20 protein-coding genes and 3 tRNA genes are annotated in these 19,650 nt (G+C 64.0%); 8 read left to right on the top strand and 15 right to left on the bottom strand.

Annotation, left to right across the window (positions count from 1 at the left end; all coding sequences use genetic code 11):
• Positions 1-142: 142 nt before the first annotated feature.
• The 6 genes from QOL82_RS19795 to QOL82_RS19770 all read right to left on the bottom strand — a co-directional run bounded on the left by QOL82_RS19795 (position 143) and on the right by QOL82_RS19770 (position 3,992).
• Positions 143-667, bottom strand: a complete 525-nt coding sequence (locus QOL82_RS19795; RefSeq protein ID WP_283444029.1) for a TspO/MBR family protein — start codon at positions 665-667, stop codon at positions 143-145.
• A gap of 23 nt (positions 668-690) precedes the next feature.
• Positions 691-766, bottom strand: a tRNA-Ala gene (locus QOL82_RS19790).
• Positions 767-820: 54 nt separating this feature from the next.
• Positions 821-2,017, bottom strand: a complete 1,197-nt coding sequence (locus tag QOL82_RS19785) for a rhomboid family intramembrane serine protease (RefSeq protein ID WP_283444028.1) — start codon at positions 2,015-2,017, stop codon at positions 821-823.
• A gap of 37 nt (positions 2,018-2,054) precedes the next feature.
• Positions 2,055-3,227, bottom strand: coding sequence for an acyltransferase family protein (locus QOL82_RS19780; RefSeq protein WP_283444027.1), 1,173 nt, complete (start codon positions 3,225-3,227; stop codon positions 2,055-2,057).
• A 14-nt stretch (positions 3,228-3,241) separates the two neighbouring features.
• A complete protein-coding gene (locus QOL82_RS19775; RefSeq protein ID WP_283444026.1) occupies positions 3,242-3,736 on the bottom strand; it encodes an arsinothricin resistance N-acetyltransferase ArsN1 family B in 495 nt (164 codons plus the stop codon).
• 58 nt (positions 3,737-3,794) lie between these two features.
• Positions 3,795-3,992, bottom strand: a complete 198-nt coding sequence (locus QOL82_RS19770) for a hypothetical protein (RefSeq protein ID WP_283444025.1) — start codon at positions 3,990-3,992, stop codon at positions 3,795-3,797.
• A 316-nt stretch (positions 3,993-4,308) separates the two neighbouring features.
• Between QOL82_RS19770 and QOL82_RS19765 the strand changes: the two genes are divergently transcribed.
• From QOL82_RS19765 to QOL82_RS19755, 3 genes are all read left to right on the top strand, one after another.
• Positions 4,309-4,470 (top strand): hypothetical protein, encoded by a 162-nt coding sequence (locus tag QOL82_RS19765; RefSeq protein WP_283444024.1) that lies wholly within the window; start codon positions 4,309-4,311, stop codon positions 4,468-4,470.
• A gap of 282 nt (positions 4,471-4,752) precedes the next feature.
• A complete protein-coding gene (locus tag QOL82_RS19760) occupies positions 4,753-4,914 on the top strand; it encodes a hypothetical protein (protein WP_283444023.1) in 162 nt (53 codons plus the stop codon).
• A 574-nt stretch (positions 4,915-5,488) separates the two neighbouring features.
• Positions 5,489-7,024, top strand: coding sequence for a hypothetical protein (locus tag QOL82_RS19755; protein ID WP_283444022.1), 1,536 nt, complete (start codon positions 5,489-5,491; stop codon positions 7,022-7,024).
• A gap of 138 nt (positions 7,025-7,162) precedes the next feature.
• Here QOL82_RS19755 and QOL82_RS19750 read toward each other — a convergent pair.
• Both QOL82_RS19750 and acs read right to left on the bottom strand, forming a co-directional pair.
• A tRNA-Ser gene (locus QOL82_RS19750) sits at positions 7,163-7,253 on the bottom strand.
• Between the two features lie 184 nt (positions 7,254-7,437).
• Complete coding sequence (gene acs, locus QOL82_RS19745; RefSeq protein WP_283444021.1) at positions 7,438-9,420, bottom strand: acetate--CoA ligase; 1,983 nt, start codon at positions 9,418-9,420, stop codon at positions 7,438-7,440.
• A gap of 184 nt (positions 9,421-9,604) precedes the next feature.
• Between acs and QOL82_RS19740 the strand changes: the two genes are divergently transcribed.
• The 5 genes from QOL82_RS19740 (at position 9,605) to QOL82_RS19720 (ending at position 14,454) form a co-directional block, all read left to right on the top strand.
• The gene (locus tag QOL82_RS19740) at positions 9,605-10,225 is read left to right on the top strand and encodes a YqhA family protein (protein ID WP_430438516.1); all 621 of its coding nucleotides are present in this window, start codon (positions 9,605-9,607) and stop codon (positions 10,223-10,225) included.
• Between the two features lie 17 nt (positions 10,226-10,242).
• On the top strand, positions 10,243-11,787 hold the full coding sequence (locus QOL82_RS19735) for a fumarate hydratase (protein ID WP_283444020.1): 1,545 nt from the start codon (positions 10,243-10,245) through the stop codon (positions 11,785-11,787).
• Positions 11,788-11,815: 28 nt separating this feature from the next.
• Positions 11,816-12,649 (top strand): glutamate racemase, encoded by an 834-nt coding sequence (murI, locus tag QOL82_RS19730; RefSeq protein ID WP_283444019.1) that lies wholly within the window; start codon positions 11,816-11,818, stop codon positions 12,647-12,649.
• A gap of 72 nt (positions 12,650-12,721) precedes the next feature.
• Positions 12,722-12,797 (top strand) — tRNA-His (locus QOL82_RS19725).
• A gap of 307 nt (positions 12,798-13,104) precedes the next feature.
• On the top strand, positions 13,105-14,454 hold the full coding sequence (locus QOL82_RS19720) for a hypothetical protein (RefSeq protein WP_283444018.1): 1,350 nt from the start codon (positions 13,105-13,107) through the stop codon (positions 14,452-14,454).
• Positions 14,455-14,481: 27 nt separating this feature from the next.
• On the opposite strand, the gene QOL82_RS19715 is transcribed toward QOL82_RS19720, so the two are convergent.
• The 7 genes from QOL82_RS19715 to QOL82_RS19685 are packed head-to-tail and all read right to left on the bottom strand — an operon-like array spanning position 14,482 to position 19,643.
• Positions 14,482-14,793 (bottom strand): hypothetical protein, encoded by a 312-nt coding sequence (locus tag QOL82_RS19715; protein WP_283444017.1) that lies wholly within the window; start codon positions 14,791-14,793, stop codon positions 14,482-14,484.
• 2 nt (positions 14,794-14,795) lie between these two features.
• On the bottom strand, positions 14,796-15,311 hold the full coding sequence (locus tag QOL82_RS19710) for a hypothetical protein (protein WP_283444016.1): 516 nt from the start codon (positions 15,309-15,311) through the stop codon (positions 14,796-14,798).
• 10 nt (positions 15,312-15,321) lie between these two features.
• On the bottom strand, positions 15,322-15,789 hold the full coding sequence (locus QOL82_RS19705) for a glycoside hydrolase family 108 protein (RefSeq protein ID WP_283444015.1): 468 nt from the start codon (positions 15,787-15,789) through the stop codon (positions 15,322-15,324).
• A gap of 1 nt (position 15,790) precedes the next feature.
• Complete coding sequence (locus QOL82_RS19700) at positions 15,791-15,988, bottom strand: hypothetical protein (RefSeq protein ID WP_283444014.1); 198 nt, start codon at positions 15,986-15,988, stop codon at positions 15,791-15,793.
• Positions 15,985-16,524 (bottom strand): hypothetical protein, encoded by a 540-nt coding sequence (locus QOL82_RS19695; RefSeq protein WP_283444013.1) that lies wholly within the window; start codon positions 16,522-16,524, stop codon positions 15,985-15,987. The genes QOL82_RS19700 and QOL82_RS19695 overlap by 4 nt, the downstream gene beginning before the upstream one ends.
• A complete protein-coding gene (locus tag QOL82_RS19690) occupies positions 16,521-16,874 on the bottom strand; it encodes a hypothetical protein (protein ID WP_283444012.1) in 354 nt (117 codons plus the stop codon). The genes QOL82_RS19695 and QOL82_RS19690 overlap by 4 nt, the downstream gene beginning before the upstream one ends.
• Before the next feature lie 60 nt (positions 16,875-16,934).
• Entirely contained in the window at positions 16,935-19,643 is a 2,709-nt protein-coding gene (locus tag QOL82_RS19685; protein ID WP_283444011.1) for a hypothetical protein, read from the bottom strand.
• Between the last annotated feature and the right edge of the window lie 7 nt (positions 19,644-19,650).

The raw sequence follows: 19,650 nt of genomic DNA, 5'->3' as shown, positions 1-19,650 counted from the left end.
TTTGCGATGTGCGCGGACAGTGCGGACCGCTCCTTGTTATGGGGCGAAATCGACGCCGGATGCCTCCTGCTGGCGCAGGAATCGGCAGGGATCGACGCATGCATCGACGCCGGGCCGCGGTGCGGATCGGCGCGTCCCCGATTCAGCCGCCGACGCCCTGCCCCAGCAATTGCGGGTTGAGCCGCCAGGTCGCGAAATTGAGCACGCTGGCGAAGCTGACCCAGGCCAGGTAGGGCAGCAGCAGCATGCCTGCGAGCGGCCTGATGCGCCAGAACGCGACGACCGTCCCGGCAATCAGCGCCAGCAGCACCAGCACTTCGGCGAAGGCCAGGCCGCCCTGGCGCCATGCGAAGAACAGCCAGCTCCACAATGCATTGACCGCCAGTTGCGCGAGGAATACCAGGGCGGCGACGCCCATGCCGCGCAGGCCGCGCTCGCGCCATGCGAGCCAGGCCGCGATGCCCATGCTGAAGTAGAGGACGCTCCATACCGGGCCGAACAGCCAGCCGGGAGGCGCCCAGGACGGGCGCAGCAGTTCCTGGTAAAAGGTGCCGGCATTGACCGAAGCCAGCGCGCCGAGGCCGGCAGCGGCGAAACAGGCGGCGAGCCAGGCCAGCAGGCCGAGCAGCTGTCGGGACAAGGACATGGGCGCGGAGATCGCATGCATCGGGTTATTCCTTGTCTTTTTTGTGGTGGAGCGGAGGAGGATCGAACTCCCGACCTTCGCATTGCGAACGCGACGCTCTCCCAGCTGAGCTACCGCCCCATCCGGATCGATTGTAGTGGAGTCCCGAACCCGCGCGCAAGCCGTCGGGCGGCATTACGGCCTGGCCGGCGCATGCGCACGCTGCCAGTTGAGGATGCGCATGCGCAGCTGGCGCACCTCTATCAGTATCGCGGCATGGCGGGCAGGATCGGCCGGCTCGACCCGCTCATTGCCTTTCGAAAATGCGGCCGGCATCGCCGCCAGCTCTTCCATCAGCGCGGCCATCCGCTGCAGGTCCCGCAGCACCGCCGCCCGCGGGTCCGCCGGCGGCAAGCGGACGGCCGCGAGGTCGGCGCCTATCTTGCGGAACGCCGGCCCATGGACCTGGCGCTGCCGGTCCGCGCGCATCGGCTGGCTCATGCGGCCGGCATTGGCCGCCTTCTCTTCAAGCGCGAGGCGCCCCATCACCATGTCGAACTCGCGCAGCGCGCGTTCCATCGTCGCGCCGGCCTCGAACGCGCTGCGCACATCCACCTTGGCCGGCGGCGCGGCCAGCGCCACCGCAGCGGTGATGGCGAGCGCCGCTGCGCCTGCCGCCGCGGTGCGCCAGCGGGCCTGGCGCGCATCGTGCCGGCCGCTGATGCGTTCGGGCAGGATCAGCGCCAGCAGCGCGCCGACCAGCAGCCCGCCGACGTGCGCCGCATTGTCCACGCGCTCGCTGCCGAAGCCGCGCACCATCGCGTCGAGCAGCAGCAGGCCGATGCCGCCCAGCGTGTAGAAGCTGAGCATGGTCGGCAGGAAGCGCCGATGGCGCAGCGCCGCCACCAGCAGCGCGCCGGCCACGCCGAACACCGCGCCCGAGGCGCCGACCGCGGTCGAGTGCTGCGCCGAGAAATGCAGGCTCAATGCGCTGCCGGCCAGGCCGGCGCCGAGATACAGCAGGATGAAGCGGCGGCTGCCGTAGACCCGCTCCACCGTGGGGCCAGTGCACAGCAGCGCCGCCATGTTCATCGCCACGTGCATCAGCCCGTTGTGCAGGAACACCGCGGTCAGCAGGCGCCACCATTCGCCGCGCTGCACTTCGGACGCGGCATTGCCGCCCCAGACCAGCATCTTGTCGGCCGGCGCCTGCATCAGCGCCGCGCCGGACACGAGGGTCAGCAGCCAGACGGCGACATTGATCAGGACCAGCGCATAGCTGACCCAGGGCTGGCGTGCCAGCGCCTGGCGCCGGTTGGCGAAGGCAAGCGCGATCGCGGGCTGCGCCGCGTCGGCCTGCTTGATTGTCGATGTATTTCCGGGATGGTCCACAGTGCTCCAGTAGTGCGGCGGCTTGGCCGCTGCGAGATCAGTTCAACGGCACGGGCCGGTCGCCGCTCATGGGCATTGACACGGCGGCAGCCCGCCAGTGCGTCATGCGCCGGGCCAGCGGCGCTTCGACCAGCGCATGAAACATCGCGCCGGCAAGCACGCTCGCCGCCCATGCCGCCAGCATGCCGGAAGCCTGCCAGCCTGCGGACGCCGGGGCAAACCGGGTGAAGCCGGCATTGACCACCAGGCAGACCGCAAAGTGCACCAGGAATATCGAATAGGAAATGCGTCCCAGCCAGAGCAGCACCGCGGGCGCCGCCAGTGCGCCGCGCGACGGCTGCCGCGCCGCCCAGGCGATGACGGCGGCCAGCGCCAGCGCCAGCGCGATCCGGCTCCGGAAGTCCAGCGCCAGCGACGCCATCGACGGCGCCAGCAATGCCAGCATCAGCAGCCGCTGCCGCGGCCCGGTCGAACTGCCGGGCGCGCCGACCCAGTACGCCAGCGCGCCCAGGCCGTAGCTCCCGAAAAAATACAGCGCCCAGACATCGAAGTGATCGTCGCGGTTGTACCAGAACAGCGAACAGCACATCGCCACGCACACCGCTGCCGGCAACAGCCAGGCCCGCGCGCCAGGCCAGCCGCGGCATGCGCGGCTGGAAGCCCAGGCCAGCAGCGCAAACAGCGTATAGAGCTGGAAGTCGATGGCCACGTACCAGGCGCCGGCCGACAGCGCGTCATAGCCAAGCACGCCCTGCAGCATCAGCGCATGGGCGGCCAGCTGCGCCAGCGTGGGCGCGGCGGAAATCGAGTCATGGGTCATCCAGCTGCGCGCCCAGGCCGAAGCGCCGACCGTCAGCAGGATCGCGGCCATGAACGGTGGCGCAAGCGACAGGTAGCGGCGCGCGACCCTGGCAAGCACGCTGCTCTGCGCGGGCGCCATGCCGTCGCTGGAAAAGGAACGCGCCGCGAGAAAGCCGCCGATGACCAGGAACACCTGCACCGCCAGCCGCCCATGCGCGTCGAGCCAGCCTATCATCAGCGGCGCGTACGGACGCACATGGTCCGACATCGGCCCATAGAATGCCAGGTGGTGCAGCACGATGAGCTGCGCGGCCAGTCCCTTGAATACGGTCAGGAAGCGGAAGTTGACCGGGCTGGCCGAGGTCAGGGCGACGCCTGGCGCAAAGGCCGGGATGGAAGCGGCAGGCATCCGGACTGCGGGCATCAGCGCTGCGGCGCGAGCGTCAGCTGCCAGTAGCCCACGTCCAGCCACTGCCCGAACTTGTGCCCCACTTCCCGCATCTGGCCGACCTGCGTGAAACCGAAAGCTTCATGCAGGCCGATGCTGGCGCTGTTGGGCAATGCTATTCCCGCCAGCACCGCATGGACGTCGCGGCCGCGCAGGTCCTGCAGCAGCGCCTGGTACAGCCGCGAGCCCAGTCCCATGCCGCCGAGCTGCGGCGCGATGTAGACCGAGCTTTCGACCGTGTGGCGATAGGCGCTGCGGGTTTTCCAGGGCGCCGCATAGGCATAGCCGGCCACTGCGCCGTCGAGCTCGGCCACCAGGAAAGGCAGGCGGGGAACGATGGCGGCAATGCGCGCGGCCATCTCGTGGGCCGTGATCGCGGCTTCCTCGAACGTGGCCGTGGACTGGAGGATGAAGTGGTTATAGATCGAGCAGATCGCCTGGGCGTCTGCAGCGGTGGCGCTGCGGATCATGAAATTTCCTGTGAGAATGTTGGTATTGTATCCTCACCGGGCCTTTCATGACGTTGCGCTAATCGACTGGAAATTCATCGTCCGGCGCAAGCGGATGTGCGCTGCGCTTGTCGATGGACAGGTATTTGGATACGCAGTGGCTGACATCGACCGTGGCCACGCAGGCCTCGAAGTCATCGGCCACGCCGGCGCTTTCAAAGGTGTAGATGGTGTCGTCGACTTGCACTTCGGTCGGGGAAATGCGGATATTTGGCATGGTTATGCTTTCGCAGAATGAAAAAAAAATGGTAGCACGGGCATGGCGATTCCGAGCGGCGGCAACGGCGGCGGATGGTAAAGGCGCAAAGAGTGCATCCAGGCCGGCGCTGCTCGTGCCGACCGGCGCGCAAAGCACACAAACGTCCCATGGCCGCCTTATTCGGCATATCCCCCGATAACGGCAGCGCCGGCAATGTTGTATTTAAATCAGCTGCGGATTAACGCCCGCGCATTTCTGATCTCCGTCAAACGCCGGCACAGGCCCGGGCACATATTTGACGCATCGACGTACGTTTTGAAGCAGGAGGACTGCCATGGACGGGTTGAGCAAGCCATCTGACAAGCAAGAGCGCAAATGGTTGAAAGACGAGGCTCCGCCAGGCCACCCGCCTCCCGATCCGGCCGAGGCCCGCCGCCGGCTGGACTGGTATCTGAGCGAGCGCGAGTACCAGCTCAGGCAGTTGCGGCAGATATAGCCTGGCGCAGCGGCTGGCGCGCTGCGGATGCGCCGCTTCATGCATCCGGCCGCACAGGCGCTGGCGCCCCGGCTTGGCCGCGTCCGCAACCGTTTGCATGGTCCGGGCCGACACTCATGCCAGCCGGCGCGCATCGCGTAATACGCGGTAACAGTTTGCTTCTTTTCTTACCGCCGCCTGCTGCCATCTGATAGTCGGCCCCCGACGGTGTTCCGCCTGCGATGGCGGCGCCGGGTTGAGGACGCAACGTGCCTGTCACGTTATCCACGAAGGAAGTGGCAAATGTTCAAGACGATAAAACCAACCAAGGAGCAGGTCCGGGAGTACATGGGCCGCCGGCAGGCCGAGCACAAGCCGCCGCCGACGCAGGAGGAAATCCGGCGTCAGCTGGGCTGGAACGTGATCGATATCGATCGCGATGTGCAGGGACGCCACCGGCATTGACGGGCGCTGGGGTTAAGTGGAGTGGCTTGGGCGAGGCCATGAAGTATGGCGTTCCGGAACATCAAGCCGCATGAAAGCAGGACCATGACCGGGGTGTAAAGCGAGCTTGATTTGCTCGCCGGGAACGACTGTCACACCCATGTGATACCGCCTCCTTGTGACGCTGAATGCGCCATTTGGACGGGCTTTATAGCGGCAGCATGCTAGCCCGGCCCGCTACGGGGGCCTCCGCATCGAAAAACCAGGCTGGATGTGTCACATGGTTGTGACAGCGGTCCCCGGGAATTCCAGCGAGATCCAAGGACGCCCTGCCCTGCAGCTACCCGTGTGCGCTTGAAATCGGCATTCAATATGTCAGCCTGGTGTTACAGCTTTTCCCGCTTTAGCCGCACCGGCGACGCCTGGAGATTACGGCAGTCGAGCGCAACGCGGTGGAAAAGGCCGCTTTTCCCCATGGCGCACGCGTAGCAAAGCGATTCCGTATCAATATGGCATCTTTTTTGCATGGCATCCCCGGTTGATTGCTTGCCCAAGCAATCGCGACTGGCCCCGAATCAAAAACACTGGAGACCATATGAAAAAAACACTGATGGCGACCGCGATTTCGCTCGCCTTTGGCCTGGCCGGGCAGGCTTATGCCAATCCCGTCAACACCGGCGGCACCGGCACCGGCACCACGGCCGGCGCCAGCACCACCACTGGCAACCAGGCAGCGACGGCAACGTCGACGCAAGGTGGCAGCGGCACGGCGGGCGCGCTGGCGAACGAGAGCTCCACCGCAACGCTGGACACCCGCACGAACCAGGCATCGGGCGCGGCCACGGCCAGCGGGGAACTCAGCGCAGCGACCAGCAACGGCGCGACGTCCAACTTCAACAACGCATTCAATGTTGCGACTGCAACCGCTACCAGCGCGCTGGCCGGCACCGTGACCCGCAGTCCCGCCAGCCAGATCGGCAACACGGCCACCAATAATGGTTCGGCAAACGGCGGCACCGGCGGAACGGGCGTAGGCGGAAGCGCGACCGGCGGCAACGCTTCGGGCAGGGGCGGCAACGGCGCGACGGCGACTGCCGGCACCGGCGCAATCGGCTCGACCGGCGGCACGGCGACCAATGGACGCGCGACCAATGGCAGCACCGCGGCTGGCGCGGGTGGCGCAGGCGGCGCAGCCACGAATGCCAGCAGCGGCGTGGGTGGCGCAGGCGGTGCGGGCGGCATCGGCGGTGCGGGCGGCGCAGGCGGCACGGTCGCCAGCGGCGCGGGCGGCAGCGGCGGCACGAGCGGCGCGACCGTTGGCGCTGGCGGCGGATCGTCGGGCAACACCGGCGGCCAGACCGGCGGCAACAGCGGCGTGGCCGCGGCCGGCGGCGGCGGCGCAGGCGGCACCGGCGGCGCGGGCGGCGCAGGTACCGGTGGCGTGACCGTCGCAAACAATGTTCCGGACGGCGGCAATGGCGGCACTTCCGGCACGGGCGGCAGCGGGACCTCCACCAGCAATACCGGCGCCGGCGGCGCAACCACGGCGGGCGGCGGCGGCAATGGCGGTTCGGGCGGCGCAGGCGGCGCGGCCAGCAGCAGCGCCGGCGGCGTAGCCAGCGCGGCATCGAGCGGCGCCGGCGGCAGCGGCGGGACGGCAACCTCCGGCAACGGCGGCAATGGCGCAGCCAGCGGCAGTGTCGCCAGCACGGGCGGCACCGGCGCAGCGGGCGGCGCCGGGGGCAATGGCGGCGGCAGCGGCGCGGCGCTCAACACAGCCGGCAACGGCGGAACCGGCGCGCAGGCAAGCAACGGCAGCGCGACCAATGGCGGCGCCACGGCCGGTGCGGGCGGCGCGGGCGGCGCCGGCGGCAATGGCACCACGGGCGGCGCGGGCGGTGACGGCGGCACCCGGACTGCGCAGGGCGGCGCCGGCGGCGTCGGCACCGGCGGCGTCGGCAGCGCGGGCGGCGCCAGCTCAGTCAACGGCGGCCTTTTCGACATGTCGAATGCGATGGCGACCACCGGCCAGTCAGCCGCCGGCATCGTGCTGGCCAGCCAGAACAGCACCGTGTCGAGCCTGGTACAGCAGCACATCAACGTTCAGGCAAATCTGGGCGCGGGACGCTGATTGCCGGGGCTGTCACGGCCCTTGCCTGATGCGCAAAAAGCAAAAGCCCCGTCAGGGGCTTTTGCTTTTCTTATCTATCCGATGCGCGCTCTTCTCTCCCCACAATGCAAAAAGCCCCTGACGGGGCTTGTTGTATTCTGGCGGAGAGACGGGGATTCGAACCCCGGATAGGCTATGAACCTATACACGCTTTCCAGGCGTGCGACTTAAACCACTCATCCATCTCTCCTGCATCTGACGGCAGCGCGGCATGACCGGCGCTGCCCGACGAAGGCGCAGATTATAGCAAAATTTCTTTAAAACACACGTCGTTTTTGAACCGGCTGAAAACCGGATCGCGTCGCCCCTGCCCCGTTCAACAGACGATAAATAAACCGCCGCGCAGGAAACGCGGCGGTTTGTGGGGCATGGACCTAGATCGCGTGCTTCAGTTGCTCAAGGATGGCCGGGTTCTCCAGCGTCGAGATGTCCTGGGTGATTTCCTCGCCCTTGGCCAGCACCCGCAGCAGCCGGCGCATGATCTTGCCGGAGCGGGTCTTGGGCAGGTTGTCGCCGAAGCGCAGTTCCTTGGGCTTGGCGATCGGGCCGATTTCCTTGCCGACCCAGTCCCGCAGTTCCTTGGCGATCTGCCTGGCCTCGTCGCCTTCCGGCCGCGGACGCTTGAGCACCACGAAGGCGCAGATCGACTCGCCCGTGGTTTCGTCCGGCTTGCCGACCACCGCCGCTTCGGCCACCATCGGATGCGCAACCAGCGCCGACTCGATTTCCATCGTGCCCATCCGGTGGCCAGAGACGTTCAGCACGTCGTCGATGCGGCCGGTGATGGTAAAGTAGCCGGTGTCCTTGTTGCGGATCGCGCCGTCGCCGGCAAGGTAGGTCTTGCCGCCCAGCTCCTCGGGAAAATAACTCTTCCTGAATCGCGCCGGATCGTTCCAGATGGTCCGGATCATCGACGGCCAGGGCCGTTTCACGACCAGGATGCCGCCCTGCCCGTTCGGCAGGTCCTGGCCTGTCTCGTCGACGATCGCGGCCATGATGCCCGGCAGCGGCAAGGTGCATGAACCCGGGACCATCGGCGTGGCGCCCGGCAGCGGCGTGATCATGTGGCCGCCGGTCTCGGTCTGCCAGAAGGTATCGACGATCGGGCACTTCTCGTGGCCGATGTTCTTGTAGTACCACATCCATGCTTCCGGATTGATCGGCTCGCCGACCGAACCCAGCAGGCGCAGGCTGGACAGGTCGTATCGGTCGGGATGCACGGCCGGGTTCGCATCGGCGGCCTTGATCAGCGAGCGGATCGCGGTCGGCGCGGTATAGAAGATCGACACCTTGTGGCGGGCGATCATGTCCCAGAAGCGGCCGGCATCGGGGTAGGTCGGCACGCCTTCGAAGACGACCTCGGTGCAGCCGGCGGCCAGCGGGCCGTAGGCAATATAGCTGTGGCCGGTGACCCAGCCGATGTCGGCGGTGCACCAGAAGACATCGCTCGGCTTGACGTCGAAGGTCCACTTCATCGTCAGCATCGCCCACAGCAGATAGCCGCCCGACGAATGCTGGACGCCCTTGGGCGTGCCGGTGGAGCCGGATGTATAAAGAATGAACAGCGGATGCTCGGCATCCACCCATTCCGGCTCGCACGCCGACGGCTGGCTGGCCGCCAGTTCATGCATCCACAGGTCGCGCCCCTGCTGCCAGTTGATCTTGCCGCTGGTGCGCTGGTAGACCACCACGTTGCGCACCGCGTCGCAGCCGCCCAGCGCAAAGGCGTCGTCGACGATGGCCTTCAGCGGCAGGTGCTTGCCGCCGCGCACCTGCTCGTCGGCGGTAATGACGGCCACTGCGCCGGCATCGACGATGCGTTCCTGCAGCGACTTCGCGGAAAAGCCGCCGAAGACGACCGAATGCGTCGCCCCGATCCGGGCGCAGGCCTGCATCGCGACGACGCCCTCGACCGACATCGGCATGTAGATCACGACCCGGTCGCCCTTCCTGATGCCGAGCGACTTCAGGCCGTTGGCGAACTGGCAGACGCGGCCGTGAAGCTCGCGGTAGGTCAGCCTGGTGACCTCGCCGCCGTCGGCCTCGAAGATGATGGCTGTCTTGTCGGCATTGCCGTTGTCGAGGTTCCGGTCGAGGCAGTTGTAGGAGACGTTGAGCTTGCCGTCGGAAAACCATTTATAGAATGGCGCGTCGGACTCGTCGAGCGTCTTGGTGAACGGGGTCTGCCAGGACAGGTTTTCACGGGCTAGGCGCGCCCAGAAGCCTTCGTAGTCGCGCTCGGCCTCGTCGCATAGCGCCTGGTAGGCTTCCATGCCGGAAATGGCCGCGTGTTTCATCATGTCTGCCGGGGGAGGAAAAACGCGGCTTTCCTCTTTCAGCGTTTGAATATCTGCCATGCTTGTCTCCTGCTTGATGGGGAAGTTTGACCGTCAAGATAGTGGGCGGGACTTACTCTTTGCTTACATTGACACTTGCATAATATTAGACTTCCCGCGCCGCGGCGATGCGATTGCCCGGCCCCGTGGCGGTGTAGAATGCCGGCGGCGCGCGTGCGCCGGATCGATACGGCTTACAAATTAGATGACAACACCTAACAACCCAGAGAATCAGGTAACGAAACCGATCGGGCCGCTGGCCCGCTTTATCTTCATGAGCCGCTGGCTGCAACTGCCGCTCTACCTTGGCCTCATCCTGGCCCAATGCGTCTATGTTTACCATTTCTGGATCGAGCTTTCCGACCTGATCGGCGCGGTCATGGGCAATGTCGGATCGCTCAACCATATCCTGGACGCCGTCACGGTCGAAGGCGCGCCTCGGCCGAGCAAGCTGACCGAGACCACCATCATGCTGGTCGTGCTTGGACTGATCGACGTGGTCATGATTTCCAACCTGCTGATCATGGTGATCGTCGGCGGCTACGAGACCTTCGTGTCGCGGATGAACCTCGAAACCCATCCCGACCAGCCCGAATGGCTGTCGCATGTCAATGCGACCGTGCTGAAGGTCAAGCTGAGCACGGCCATCATCGGCATCTCGTCGATCCACCTGCTCAAGACCTTCATCAACGCCCGCGCCTACGATGAAAAAACCCTGCTGGCGCAGACCGGCATCCATATCGTGTTCCTGATTTCCGCGCTGGCGATCGCTTACAGCGACCGCATCATGTCGCAGACTGCGAACGCCGACCGCAACCAACACTGACTCCCGAGGAAACCATCATGACCACCGTCATCAAGCAGGACGACCTGATCGAATCGATTGCCGCCGCGTTGCAGTACATCAGCTACTACCACCCGGTCGACTATATCCAGCACCTGGCACGCGCCTATGAGTTTGAGCAAAGCCCGGCGGCCAAGGATGCGATTGCGCAGATCCTGACCAATTCGCGCATGTGCGCCGAGGGCAAGCGGCCCATTTGCCAGGACACCGGCATCGTCAACGTCTTCCTGAAAATCGGCATGGACGTGCGCTTCGAAGGCTTCTCGGGCTCGATCCATGACGCCATCAACGAAGGCGTGCGCCGCGGCTACAACAACCCGGACAACATGCTGCGCGCCTCCATCGTGGCCGACCCGCAGTTCGAGCGCAAGAACACCAAGGACAACACGCCGGCCGTGATCCACATGGACGTGGTGCCGGGCGACAAGCTCGACGTGCAGGTTGCGGCCAAGGGCGGCGGCTCGGAAAACAAGACCAAGTTCGTGATGCTCAACCCGTCGGACTCGCTGGTCGACTGGGTGCTCAAGACGGTGCCGACCATGGGCGCCGGCTGGTGCCCGCCGGGCATGCTGGGCATCGGCATCGGCGGCAGCGCCGAGAAGGCGATGCTGATGGCCAAGGAGTCGCTGATGGAAGACATCGACATGTACGACCTGTTGAAGCGCGGCCCGCAGAACAAGACCGAGGAGTTGCGCATCGAGCTGTTCCAGAAGGTCAATGCGCTGGGCATCGGCGCGCAGGGCCTCGGCGGCCTGACCACCGTGCTCGACGTGAAGATCAATATGTATCCAACCCATGCGGCGTCCAAGCCGGTGGCGATGATTCCAAACTGCGCAGCGACCCGCCATGCGCACTTCACGCTCGACGGCTCCGGCCCGAGCTACATCGAGCCGCCGGCGCTGTCCGAGTGGCCCAACGTGCAGTGGATGCCCGACACCGAGAAGTCGCGGAGCGTGGACCTGAACAGCCTGACGCGCGAGGAAGTGGCTTCGTGGAAGCCGGGCCAGACGCTGCTCCTGAACGGCAAGATGCTGACCGGCCGCGACGCCGCGCACAAGCGCATCCAGGACATGCTGGCCAAGGGCGAGAAATTGCCGGTCGACTTCACCAACCGCGTGATCTATTACGTTGGCCCGGTCGACCCGGTCCGGGACGAAGCGGTGGGACCGGCCGGCCCGACCACCGCAACGCGGATGGACAAGTTCACCGACATGATGCTGGAACAGACCGGCCTGATCTCGATGATCGGCAAGGCCGAGCGCGGCCCTGTCGCCATCGAATCCATCCGCAAGCACAAGTCGGCTTACCTGATGGCCGTCGGCGGCGCAGCCTATCTGGTGTCCAAGGCCATCAAGGACGCGAAGGTCGTCGGCTTCGACGACCTTGGCATGGAAGCCATCTACGAGTTCGACGTGCGGGACATGCCGGTGACGGTGGCGGTGGACTCCAACGGCGTGTCGGTGCACAACACCGGGCCCAAGGAATGGCAGGAACGCATTGCGAAAGACAGCAGCGTGAGCCGCATCCCGGTGTCGATTGCCTAGCTGAGTCCTTTCCTTGCCGCACGATCCGATGCCTGCCGCGGTTGACGCCCCGGTAGGCATTTTTGATTCCGGGCTCGGCGGGCTGTCGGTGCTGCGCCATGTCCGCATGCAGCTGCCGATGGAAAACCTGGCCTACTTTGCCGACTCGGCGTTCGCACCCTATGGTGGGAAGCCGGAATCGGCGGTCATTGAGCGGGTCCTGGCGATCGCCGGTTTCCTTGCCGCGCAGTCCGCCAAGGCGCTGGTCGTCGCATGCAATACCGCCACGGCCGCCGCGGTGACGGCCGTTCGCGAGCGCTACCCGTTGCTGCCGGTGGTGGGCGTCGAACCGGGCCTGAAGCCGGCGGCGCTGCATTCGGCCAGCCGCGTGGTCGGCGTGCTGGCGACCGAGCGCACGCTGGCAAGCGCGCGTTTCCAGGCGCTGGAAGCAAGGCTGAGCGCGGCAACCGGCGTGCGCTTCATCCCACAGGCCTGCAGCGGACTTGCGGACCAGGTCGAGAAAGGCGAACTGCGTTCTGCCGCGACCGCCGCGCTGGTGCAGCGTTATGTCGATCCGCTGGTCCGCGAAGGCGCCGACACCCTGGTGCTGGGCTGCACCCACTACCCTTTTCTGCTGCCGTTGATCGCGGACTGCGCAACGCGGGCGGCCGGCCGCGACGTGGCGATCGTCGATACCGGAGAGGCTGTCGCAAGACAGTTGCGGCGGGTGCTGGCCGAACATGCGATGCTGCGCGCCGACGACGCGCGCCCGGCTTCGGTACAGGGCTGGACCACCGGAAGCGCCAGTTCGCTGGCCACCGCATTCAAGTCGCTGCTGGGGATCGACGCCGCGATCGCCTCGCTTGCTGGAACGAGGGATTAGATTTGCATACGGGCGAAGTTGTTTGTATAATTGCGCCCTGTCTCGCAAGCAACAGCTGCGAAACAGTCAGCGGTGGCCGTAGCTCAGTTGGTAGAGTCCAGGATTGTGATTCCTGTTGTCGTGGGTTCGAGCCCCATCGGCCACCCCAAAAGATTCAAGCACTTAGCCCAGTTTATGACTGGGCTTTTTGCTTTTTTGGAAGATGAATTCCAATTTTTGGAAGATGCGGGTGTGCCGACGCGCCGTTTAAGACAGCGATATCCCCCTCGATCCTTCCGCAAACTCGACGATCACCTACCCGTCGCCCTCCCGGTCTAGATTCCTTGGCAGCTTCTCTGGCCAGCGGAGATCAAACAAAGTGCGATTGCTAAACGGAAAAAGTATAATGCGGCGCCCTAATGCCAATCCGTTGCGCCGTCTCTCACCCATCCGCTGCATCGTCCGAAGTGATCGCCATGAAATTTTCCAGCTACATATTTTTTATCGCAGCCGCTATCTGCTCTGCCGGCGCCGCGAACTCCGCTGAAATCATCGGGTTCTTTTCTCCTTACGGCGTTCCCGCCGAGGTGGTGAAGAAAACTGACTTTGCGATGATCAACGTTCAAAGTGTCGAGCAGCTGAGCAAAAGTCTTTCATCTGCAAAAGGGCATAATTTTGCAGTGCACCTGGACTTCGAGTTACTTCTCTCCGACATCAAGCCGGCCAGCCGCCTGAACCGAACTTTCGTTACGCCAGATGGGAAGACACACCAAAAGCGGCTGACAGCTATGGCTGACAACAAAATAAGGGTATTGCCGGCCAATAAAGAAATTCGTCTGAGGCTGGCCCCCTACATCCCGGCGATGAAGTTGCACGAAGAAAATATCGGAGCAATCTTTCTGGTCGATGAGCCTTACTTAAATGGCATCAGCAAGAAAGAATTGGAAAGGGCCGGCGCAGAAATTAAACGATTCCTGGCCTCACATGGGATAAGCAATTCGAAGTTAGGCGTAATCTTCGCGAGCGGCATGTTTAACCGTGAATTCGCCACAAAAATAGACAGAAGCGCTGGCGCTTACGCTTTTACTATCGACAATCACCATAGAAACGGCGGCAAAAATCTTGCTCCCGCAGAAAAGAAAGAATGGAATTCTTGGAAAGCGGCTATAAAAACTGGCCGACTTACTACCTATGACAGCGCCGGAAATATGTTTATCGGCGGCGGCATTCCAAAAGGATATGACGTAGTTGCATTCGATTTTTATTTGTCAACGATTTTATTGGACGGCGTGCACGAGAAAACTTTGGACTGGCTATCGATGCGCTATCCGGAAAAATGTGGCGTTTTCAAGGGGTCTAACATGCGAGAACTGCGACAGCGCTTATCCTTTTTCCGCGATGGCTCAGTCTTGCAGGGCACAGAAAATCGAGAATCAGATAAGGCAATGCTTGATTCTATTTTCGAATGCCGGATGTCCGCTACTAGCGATCTTCTCCACAAGGAAATCGCCAAAGCTCGCAAGCTGGGCACAAACGTGCAGGCTTTAATGATTTCGGAGTCGAGCAACAATGGGGTGCTTGAGTTTGATGCGAAGGGCAATATCGAAAAAGATCAGCCTGCAAAACTAAATGAATCGCGGGTTTACGACGAAGTTAAGCGCGGGGTCGGATTCTATCGAAATAACATGGCGCGGTTTCCCGCCGGGCTTATGTTTTTCACATACCAAGACGAATTTGACACGGGCATTAAATTGCACGTTGGTGGCGCAAAGAATATGCCGAGCGTAATCCATGAAATCACCTCCATCAAATTGGTGGAAAAGTGATTGCCGGCAGAGTATGCATTTCTGCACTTAGCCATGCCCACCCGGCTTCTTCCGCACATCCCCCCACACGACTTTCCCGGCAAACAACGGCGGCGGCAGCGCCCTCTTCCGGGGCGACACCGGCTTGTACGAGACCACGCGGATCTTGCCATCGTTGCCCATCCGACCGTGCATGACGTGCGGAAATGGCCCCCAGTCGCTCTTCCGCAGCACCAGGTACTCGCCATTCTTACGCATCGACGGCACGCCCTTTTTCCGGCGCCGGTCATCTGAGGCACGCCGGCGGAACAGCAGGACGACCGCGAAGAGAATGCAGTTCGACAGCGTGCGCAGGCTCATCGCTACGACTTCGTCAGATTGTTGATCGTGTCGTCCTTCTTGGCGCTGGTGCGGGTAGTGCCGAACTCGAACGAAAACACCTGTTCCACCCAGCCCAGCGCCCGGCCGCAGATCAGGGTGATCGTCGCCTTGGCGAAGTCGTCCATATTGGTCGCCCACACAACGATGACCAGGGTCACCAGCACCAGCGAGGCCGCGCCGATGGCCAGCGCGTTCGCTCGGGTGTTCTTGACGCCGGCGGCGGCCAGCGCCATGTCGCGCGCCCGGGCGTTCTGGATGTCGGCCAGGTAGGCCTTGGCCAAGTCGGTATCGTTCTGCATGACCGCCAGCTGGAACTCCACCGCCTTTGCCGGATCCAGCTCGAGCACGGCGCGCGCCTCGCCGATCGTCCCTTTGCCGGTGACGGTTTTAGCGATGTCGATCACCTGCGCAGCCACGGCGCCGGCGGTGTCGCTGTTGGTCAGGTACTTCAAGATGCTCGGTGCGAACTGGGTGGCCAGGGCCAGAGCTATCGTCACGGGATCCATATCAGGCTTTCATCAGGTTGGAGGCAATGCGGCGGGCCCAGCCGCGGGAAAAGGTTGGCCAGGTGCTCAGGTCGGTCAGGAACTGCAGGCGCGCGCCGTTGAACCGGGCCGCCAGCCGGGCGCCGTCCAGCGCGCCGATCGCCTGGAGGGTTCGTGGTCCGAGGATGCTGTCCTGCTCGGCGCCAGCCGCGCCCTGGAGGCACTTGACCGCGGCGCGCACGCCGGAGTTGACCGCCATGTCGAACAGGTCGAAGCGAATCGCCGCCGGCACGCTGTCGCAGCCGGCCGGGCCCCAATAATCCCGAAAATAGATCTGCTTAGCCCGGGCCAGCGTCATGCCGGGGATGTTCTCGCCCGGGTAGGACCGTTTGCTAATGCCGAATTTGGTCTCGCCCCCCGGGTCACCCTTACCTGGCGTGTAGCCGCCCTCGTGCCCGATGACCCGCTCGAATGCTTCGTCAAACGTCATTTCACTTCTCCAGTTTGGGTGGGCTCTTCGCCGCCCGGCAGGCGCCGTACAGCCGGACGACTGCCAGGTGATGTGCTTCCAGATCGGCCAAGGTGGCCGCCTGCGCCAGTTCCGGCAGGTCCGGGCACGGCGACGATGCCGGCGGCGCGGGCGTGGTGCAGCCGGCCAGCGCCAGCAGCAAGATGGCAATCGGCTTCATTTGTGGCTCCGGTTGATGGCGCGGACAGCGTCGTTGATCTCGCCGGCGGCCTTGGGCGTCACTGGCGTGCTCGACTCAAGCGCCGTCGCGGCCCGCGCAGCCTCGACCTTGGCATCGGTTGCCGCCACAGCCGCAGTGGTCGCCTTGGCATCGATCTGCTCGACCTTGCGGGCGATGCGATCGGTAACCGGTGCACGGCGCTGGATCAGGCTCAGCGTCTCTTTCTGGATGCGCAGCGTCTCATCGGCCAAGCGTTTGACCTCTTCCACCACCTCGGCACGCTCGGCCGCCTGATTGCCGAAGTAGTCGCGCACCGAGATGATCCGGCGCTCGCACGTCGCCAGCGTCTCCTGGCCGGCGGCAATGAGTGCAGACCGCTCGGCGCTTTCTCGCCAGGCCTGAATTTGCATGCCGGTGAAGATGAGCAGCACCACCAGTATTGCGATGCCAAGAATTGCTTTCCATGTGTGTGACTTGCTTTCGCACAGGAAATCAACTACGCGCCGCCCATGGCTGGTCCGTCGCTCATTGATCATGATTTTTTCTCCAGTTCTGCCACTCGTTTCTCCAGGTCCTGACGCGCCCTGCACTCTGCGTCAAACTTGTCTTCAGCCAACCGGCGCAGGCGACGTTGCTCATCAATCTCACTTTGAAGGGCGGCGTTCGCGGCGCTTTTCTCGGCAACATCTTTCTCCAATTCGTCCATGCGCTTGGCCATCCGGTCGACCTCTGCGCTAAGGTGCTTAATCGCCTGCGATTCGGCATGAGCGCCGCGGCTTTTCGCCCTTTCTTCGCGCCACGCCTCCACAACCCACTTGATCGCAAGGGCGCCACCCCCGGCCATCCCGAGCGAGCCGAGCAGGTTTTCAATCCATGGTGTTGCCATTGCACTTCCTTCAAGCAGGGGTCAGGCCCGCCGCAGCGGAACCTGACCTGGTTGATCGCTTTACTTTTTCGTGACGGTGTAGCCGCAGGTCTCGAGGAAGGCTGTCATCGCAGCGATGATTGCGATCCCCACCGGCATGGGCGTCTTGGCCGGCGGCACCGGGTCGGGCGCTGGCGCCGGGTCCGGCTGCGGCTCGGGCGCCGGGACGGGAACTGGATCCGGCTGTGGCTCTGGAACTGGCTGCGGTTGTGGCTCCGGGACTGGCTGCGGAGTCGGCGTCGGGCCTGGTGTCGGCTGCGGCGCAGGTTCCGGCACTGGCTCGGGCACTGGCTCGGGCGCCGGCTGGACTGCTGCCGGAACGAACTTCATGACCACTTTCTTGACGCCTGGTGCCGGGTCCGTGCCGAAGAAGCCATTGGAGGCGTCGAATACGCCCGAGAGCGTCGTGACCAGCCACTGCCGGTTAATGCCATAGCAGACTCGCGTGTCCGAGTCGACGGTCAGCTTGTCGTTCTCTTTCCCTATCAAGACCCAAGTGCCGGCATCCGTGTCGGTGTCTGGCGTCCAGGCTGGCACGATGATCGACGCCGCGACTGACTTTAGCTCGGGCAGCGCGACTGCCGCGCCGGGGCCAAGTACAGCCGGGGCCTTGATCGGTGCCACCCCGGGATAGCGGTAGGTGAAATCCCTGTCCCGCTGCCTTTGCAGGTCACGCTCTGCTGCGACGCTGGTCGCTACGCGCTGCTCGAACGCGACCACGACGTCATAGGCGGCTTTCTTCAGCGGATGGTCGATCTCCGGGAAGTAATCCCACATCGCATGGACGAATTGCATGGTCGGGTAGATCGACACGTCGCCACTCGGCGAGAATGGCACGTCGCCCTCAACCACCTTCGACCACTCCGCCCAGCCCGCTGGCATGCCGGTGCCGTCGGCAAAGATGTAATCGGCTGGGTAGGATGGGTTCGAGAACATCGTCGCTTTGGTCTGCGCGAAGATGCCGAACGCGTATTGGCAGGCGCAGCGCACCGTGAATACCAGCGCCTCGAATGCTTTGCCGCCTCGCGCCTGGATGGCCGCCCACATGCCAGACTGCTTCATGTAGATCAGCACGCCGCCCAGGTAGAAGCCCAGCCCGCCGCCGTGGCACCCCCACCGGTCGCCATCGCGCTCGAGCGGCTGACCGAAGCGCACCAGGCCTTCGAGGTATTCATACATGCCGGCCGGCCGCGCTCCAGCCAATATGGGGGCGACGATGTCGCGGTGGATGGCTTCCAGACGCACGCAGAACCGGTCCTCGATGTCCTTGCGCTTAAACGCCAGCGGGTGATCCGCACCAAGCTTCCAGGACCAGACCATGTGCTTCCAGTCCCAAGCCATGTCGCGCACGAGGTAGCCGTCGCGCCCGGATCGGTTTGCATTGCCATGGCACATGAAGGCAGTTGCAGTATCCCATTTCGACAGAACCGCCATCATCGGACTCTGCATGGCAATTGCCGCGTCGCCAGCAGTGGTGTAGTCATGGAGCGAATCGCGCCCCCAGCCGTGATATGGCATGTCGCCGTTCTTGTCGTAGTGCTGCGGACCGGTTCCGTCGCGCTGCGCAGCGTTGACACGGATCGCGTTCGGACCGTCCGGGCCGCCGTCGCCGTAGTAATTGCCGGTGAAGTAGTCTTTCGAGGCGATCAGGTCTGCGTCCGACGACCAGAGCGCGGCTGTGGCCGGATTTGGAGACCAGTGGTTCGGGTGGTTGCCGTACGCCAAAGCGAACTCGTACGCGATCGTGGAAAACGCGACGCCACCGTCAAGCCGCTTGCCATTCGGTTTGGTCATCCAGAGCGCGATCTGGCTGGGGAACGTTGCGCGATCAAAGCGCGGGCCGCCAGGCGCGGTGTATTTGTTGTGCGTGGTGTAGGAGCCCGGCTCGTAGCGGTAACCCTCGATGTACGCGCCCATGAATGCGCTGTGGCCGTCATAAGCTAGGTCTGAATAGTTCGCGTATGGGTCGGCGGTGGCCGGGTCAGGCCAGTAAGACGCCTTCGGCATTGGCCATTCCCTGGAACGCCAAATGTCGGCGAGAGAATTCAGCGAGTAGCGGTTGTACCCGCTCGTGATCGGCGGCTCGCATGACAGCACCGAAAAATGCGTTTTCGTCTGCGATGGGCGCATCCCGTCGTCTGTGATCCCGGCGAACATCTGCGCAAGGCTGGCCGACTGGCGCGGCGGCTCGTTCCACCATGGCAGCACGCTGCCTACCGAAACCTTCGGGCGCAGCGGTTTCGTCTCGGTGGGGTAACCTTGGTGCAGCGACGGGTCGTTGATCGGCAGGCCGTCATGCATCTCGAAGGTATGGACGACCTTCCCGGCGGAGTCCTTGGCGACGATCTTGTGCGGCCCCGGGAAGACGGACTCGGTTTTCTGGTTGTAGGTGGCCGAGAACGGGTACGTCGGCCAAGTCGGGCTGCGCTTGTCGATCTTGATAAACGATTCCAGCAGGGATTGCGTGCCGGAGGTGGTGTTCTGCGCACCAGAGACCAGCAGGTGCGCGCCGAAGACGAAGTCACCCAACCTCAGGACCTCATCGGACCTATACCAGGCCGCGGCGCCACGCTCGGCCGCATAGACAGCGTCGTCCGGCACTAAATCCGGGCCGCGCTGATTCAGGACGACAACGGAGGTCATCGCAGGCGTCGCGCCCGAGTGGTCCCACATCTCGAAGACGGTCGGGGCATTGGCCGGCAAGGCTGGTGCTGCAGGGATGCTGTTCATGGGGTCC

The sequence above is a fragment of the Noviherbaspirillum suwonense genome (assembly GCF_900182955.1).
GTDB lineage: Bacteria > Pseudomonadota > Gammaproteobacteria > Burkholderiales > Burkholderiaceae_D > Noviherbaspirillum_A > Noviherbaspirillum_A suwonense.
This window is presented reverse-complemented; position numbering and strand designations above follow the sequence as displayed.

What these genes read in the sequence shown, in the direction of transcription:
- QOL82_RS19775 (WP_283444026.1), bottom strand. Translation starts at nt 3,736, where the DNA reads ATGATCCGCAGCGCCACCGCTGCAGACGCCCAGGCGATCTGCTCGATC.
- QOL82_RS19690 (WP_283444012.1), bottom strand. Translation starts at nt 16,874, where the DNA reads ATGGCAACACCATGGATTGAAAACCTGCTCGGCTCGCTCGGGATGGCC.
- QOL82_RS19695 (WP_283444013.1), bottom strand. Translation starts at nt 16,524, where the DNA reads ATGATCAATGAGCGACGGACCAGCCATGGGCGGCGCGTAGTTGATTTC.
- QOL82_RS19700 (WP_283444014.1), bottom strand. Translation starts at nt 15,988, where the DNA reads ATGAAGCCGATTGCCATCTTGCTGCTGGCGCTGGCCGGCTGCACCACG.
- QOL82_RS19685 (WP_283444011.1), bottom strand. Translation starts at nt 19,643, where the DNA reads ATGAACAGCATCCCTGCAGCACCAGCCTTGCCGGCCAATGCCCCGACC.
- QOL82_RS19715 (WP_283444017.1), bottom strand. Translation starts at nt 14,793, where the DNA reads ATGAGCCTGCGCACGCTGTCGAACTGCATTCTCTTCGCGGTCGTCCTG.
- QOL82_RS19740 (WP_430438516.1), top strand. Translation starts at nt 9,605, where the DNA reads ATGACAACACCTAACAACCCAGAGAATCAGGTAACGAAACCGATCGGG.
- QOL82_RS19760 (WP_283444023.1), top strand. Translation starts at nt 4,753, where the DNA reads ATGTTCAAGACGATAAAACCAACCAAGGAGCAGGTCCGGGAGTACATG.
- QOL82_RS19780 (WP_283444027.1), bottom strand. Translation starts at nt 3,227, where the DNA reads ATGCCTGCCGCTTCCATCCCGGCCTTTGCGCCAGGCGTCGCCCTGACC.
- QOL82_RS19770 (WP_283444025.1), bottom strand. Translation starts at nt 3,992, where the DNA reads ATGCCAAATATCCGCATTTCCCCGACCGAAGTGCAAGTCGACGACACC.
- QOL82_RS19765 (WP_283444024.1), top strand. Translation starts at nt 4,309, where the DNA reads ATGGACGGGTTGAGCAAGCCATCTGACAAGCAAGAGCGCAAATGGTTG.
- QOL82_RS19795 (WP_283444029.1), bottom strand. Translation starts at nt 667, where the DNA reads ATGCATGCGATCTCCGCGCCCATGTCCTTGTCCCGACAGCTGCTCGGC.
- murI (WP_283444019.1), top strand. Translation starts at nt 11,816, where the DNA reads ATGCCTGCCGCGGTTGACGCCCCGGTAGGCATTTTTGATTCCGGGCTC.
- QOL82_RS19720 (WP_283444018.1), top strand. Translation starts at nt 13,105, where the DNA reads ATGAAATTTTCCAGCTACATATTTTTTATCGCAGCCGCTATCTGCTCT.
- QOL82_RS19705 (WP_283444015.1), bottom strand. Translation starts at nt 15,789, where the DNA reads ATGACGTTTGACGAAGCATTCGAGCGGGTCATCGGGCACGAGGGCGGC.
- QOL82_RS19735 (WP_283444020.1), top strand. Translation starts at nt 10,243, where the DNA reads ATGACCACCGTCATCAAGCAGGACGACCTGATCGAATCGATTGCCGCC.
- acs (WP_283444021.1), bottom strand. Translation starts at nt 9,420, where the DNA reads ATGGCAGATATTCAAACGCTGAAAGAGGAAAGCCGCGTTTTTCCTCCC.
- QOL82_RS19755 (WP_283444022.1), top strand. Translation starts at nt 5,489, where the DNA reads ATGAAAAAAACACTGATGGCGACCGCGATTTCGCTCGCCTTTGGCCTG.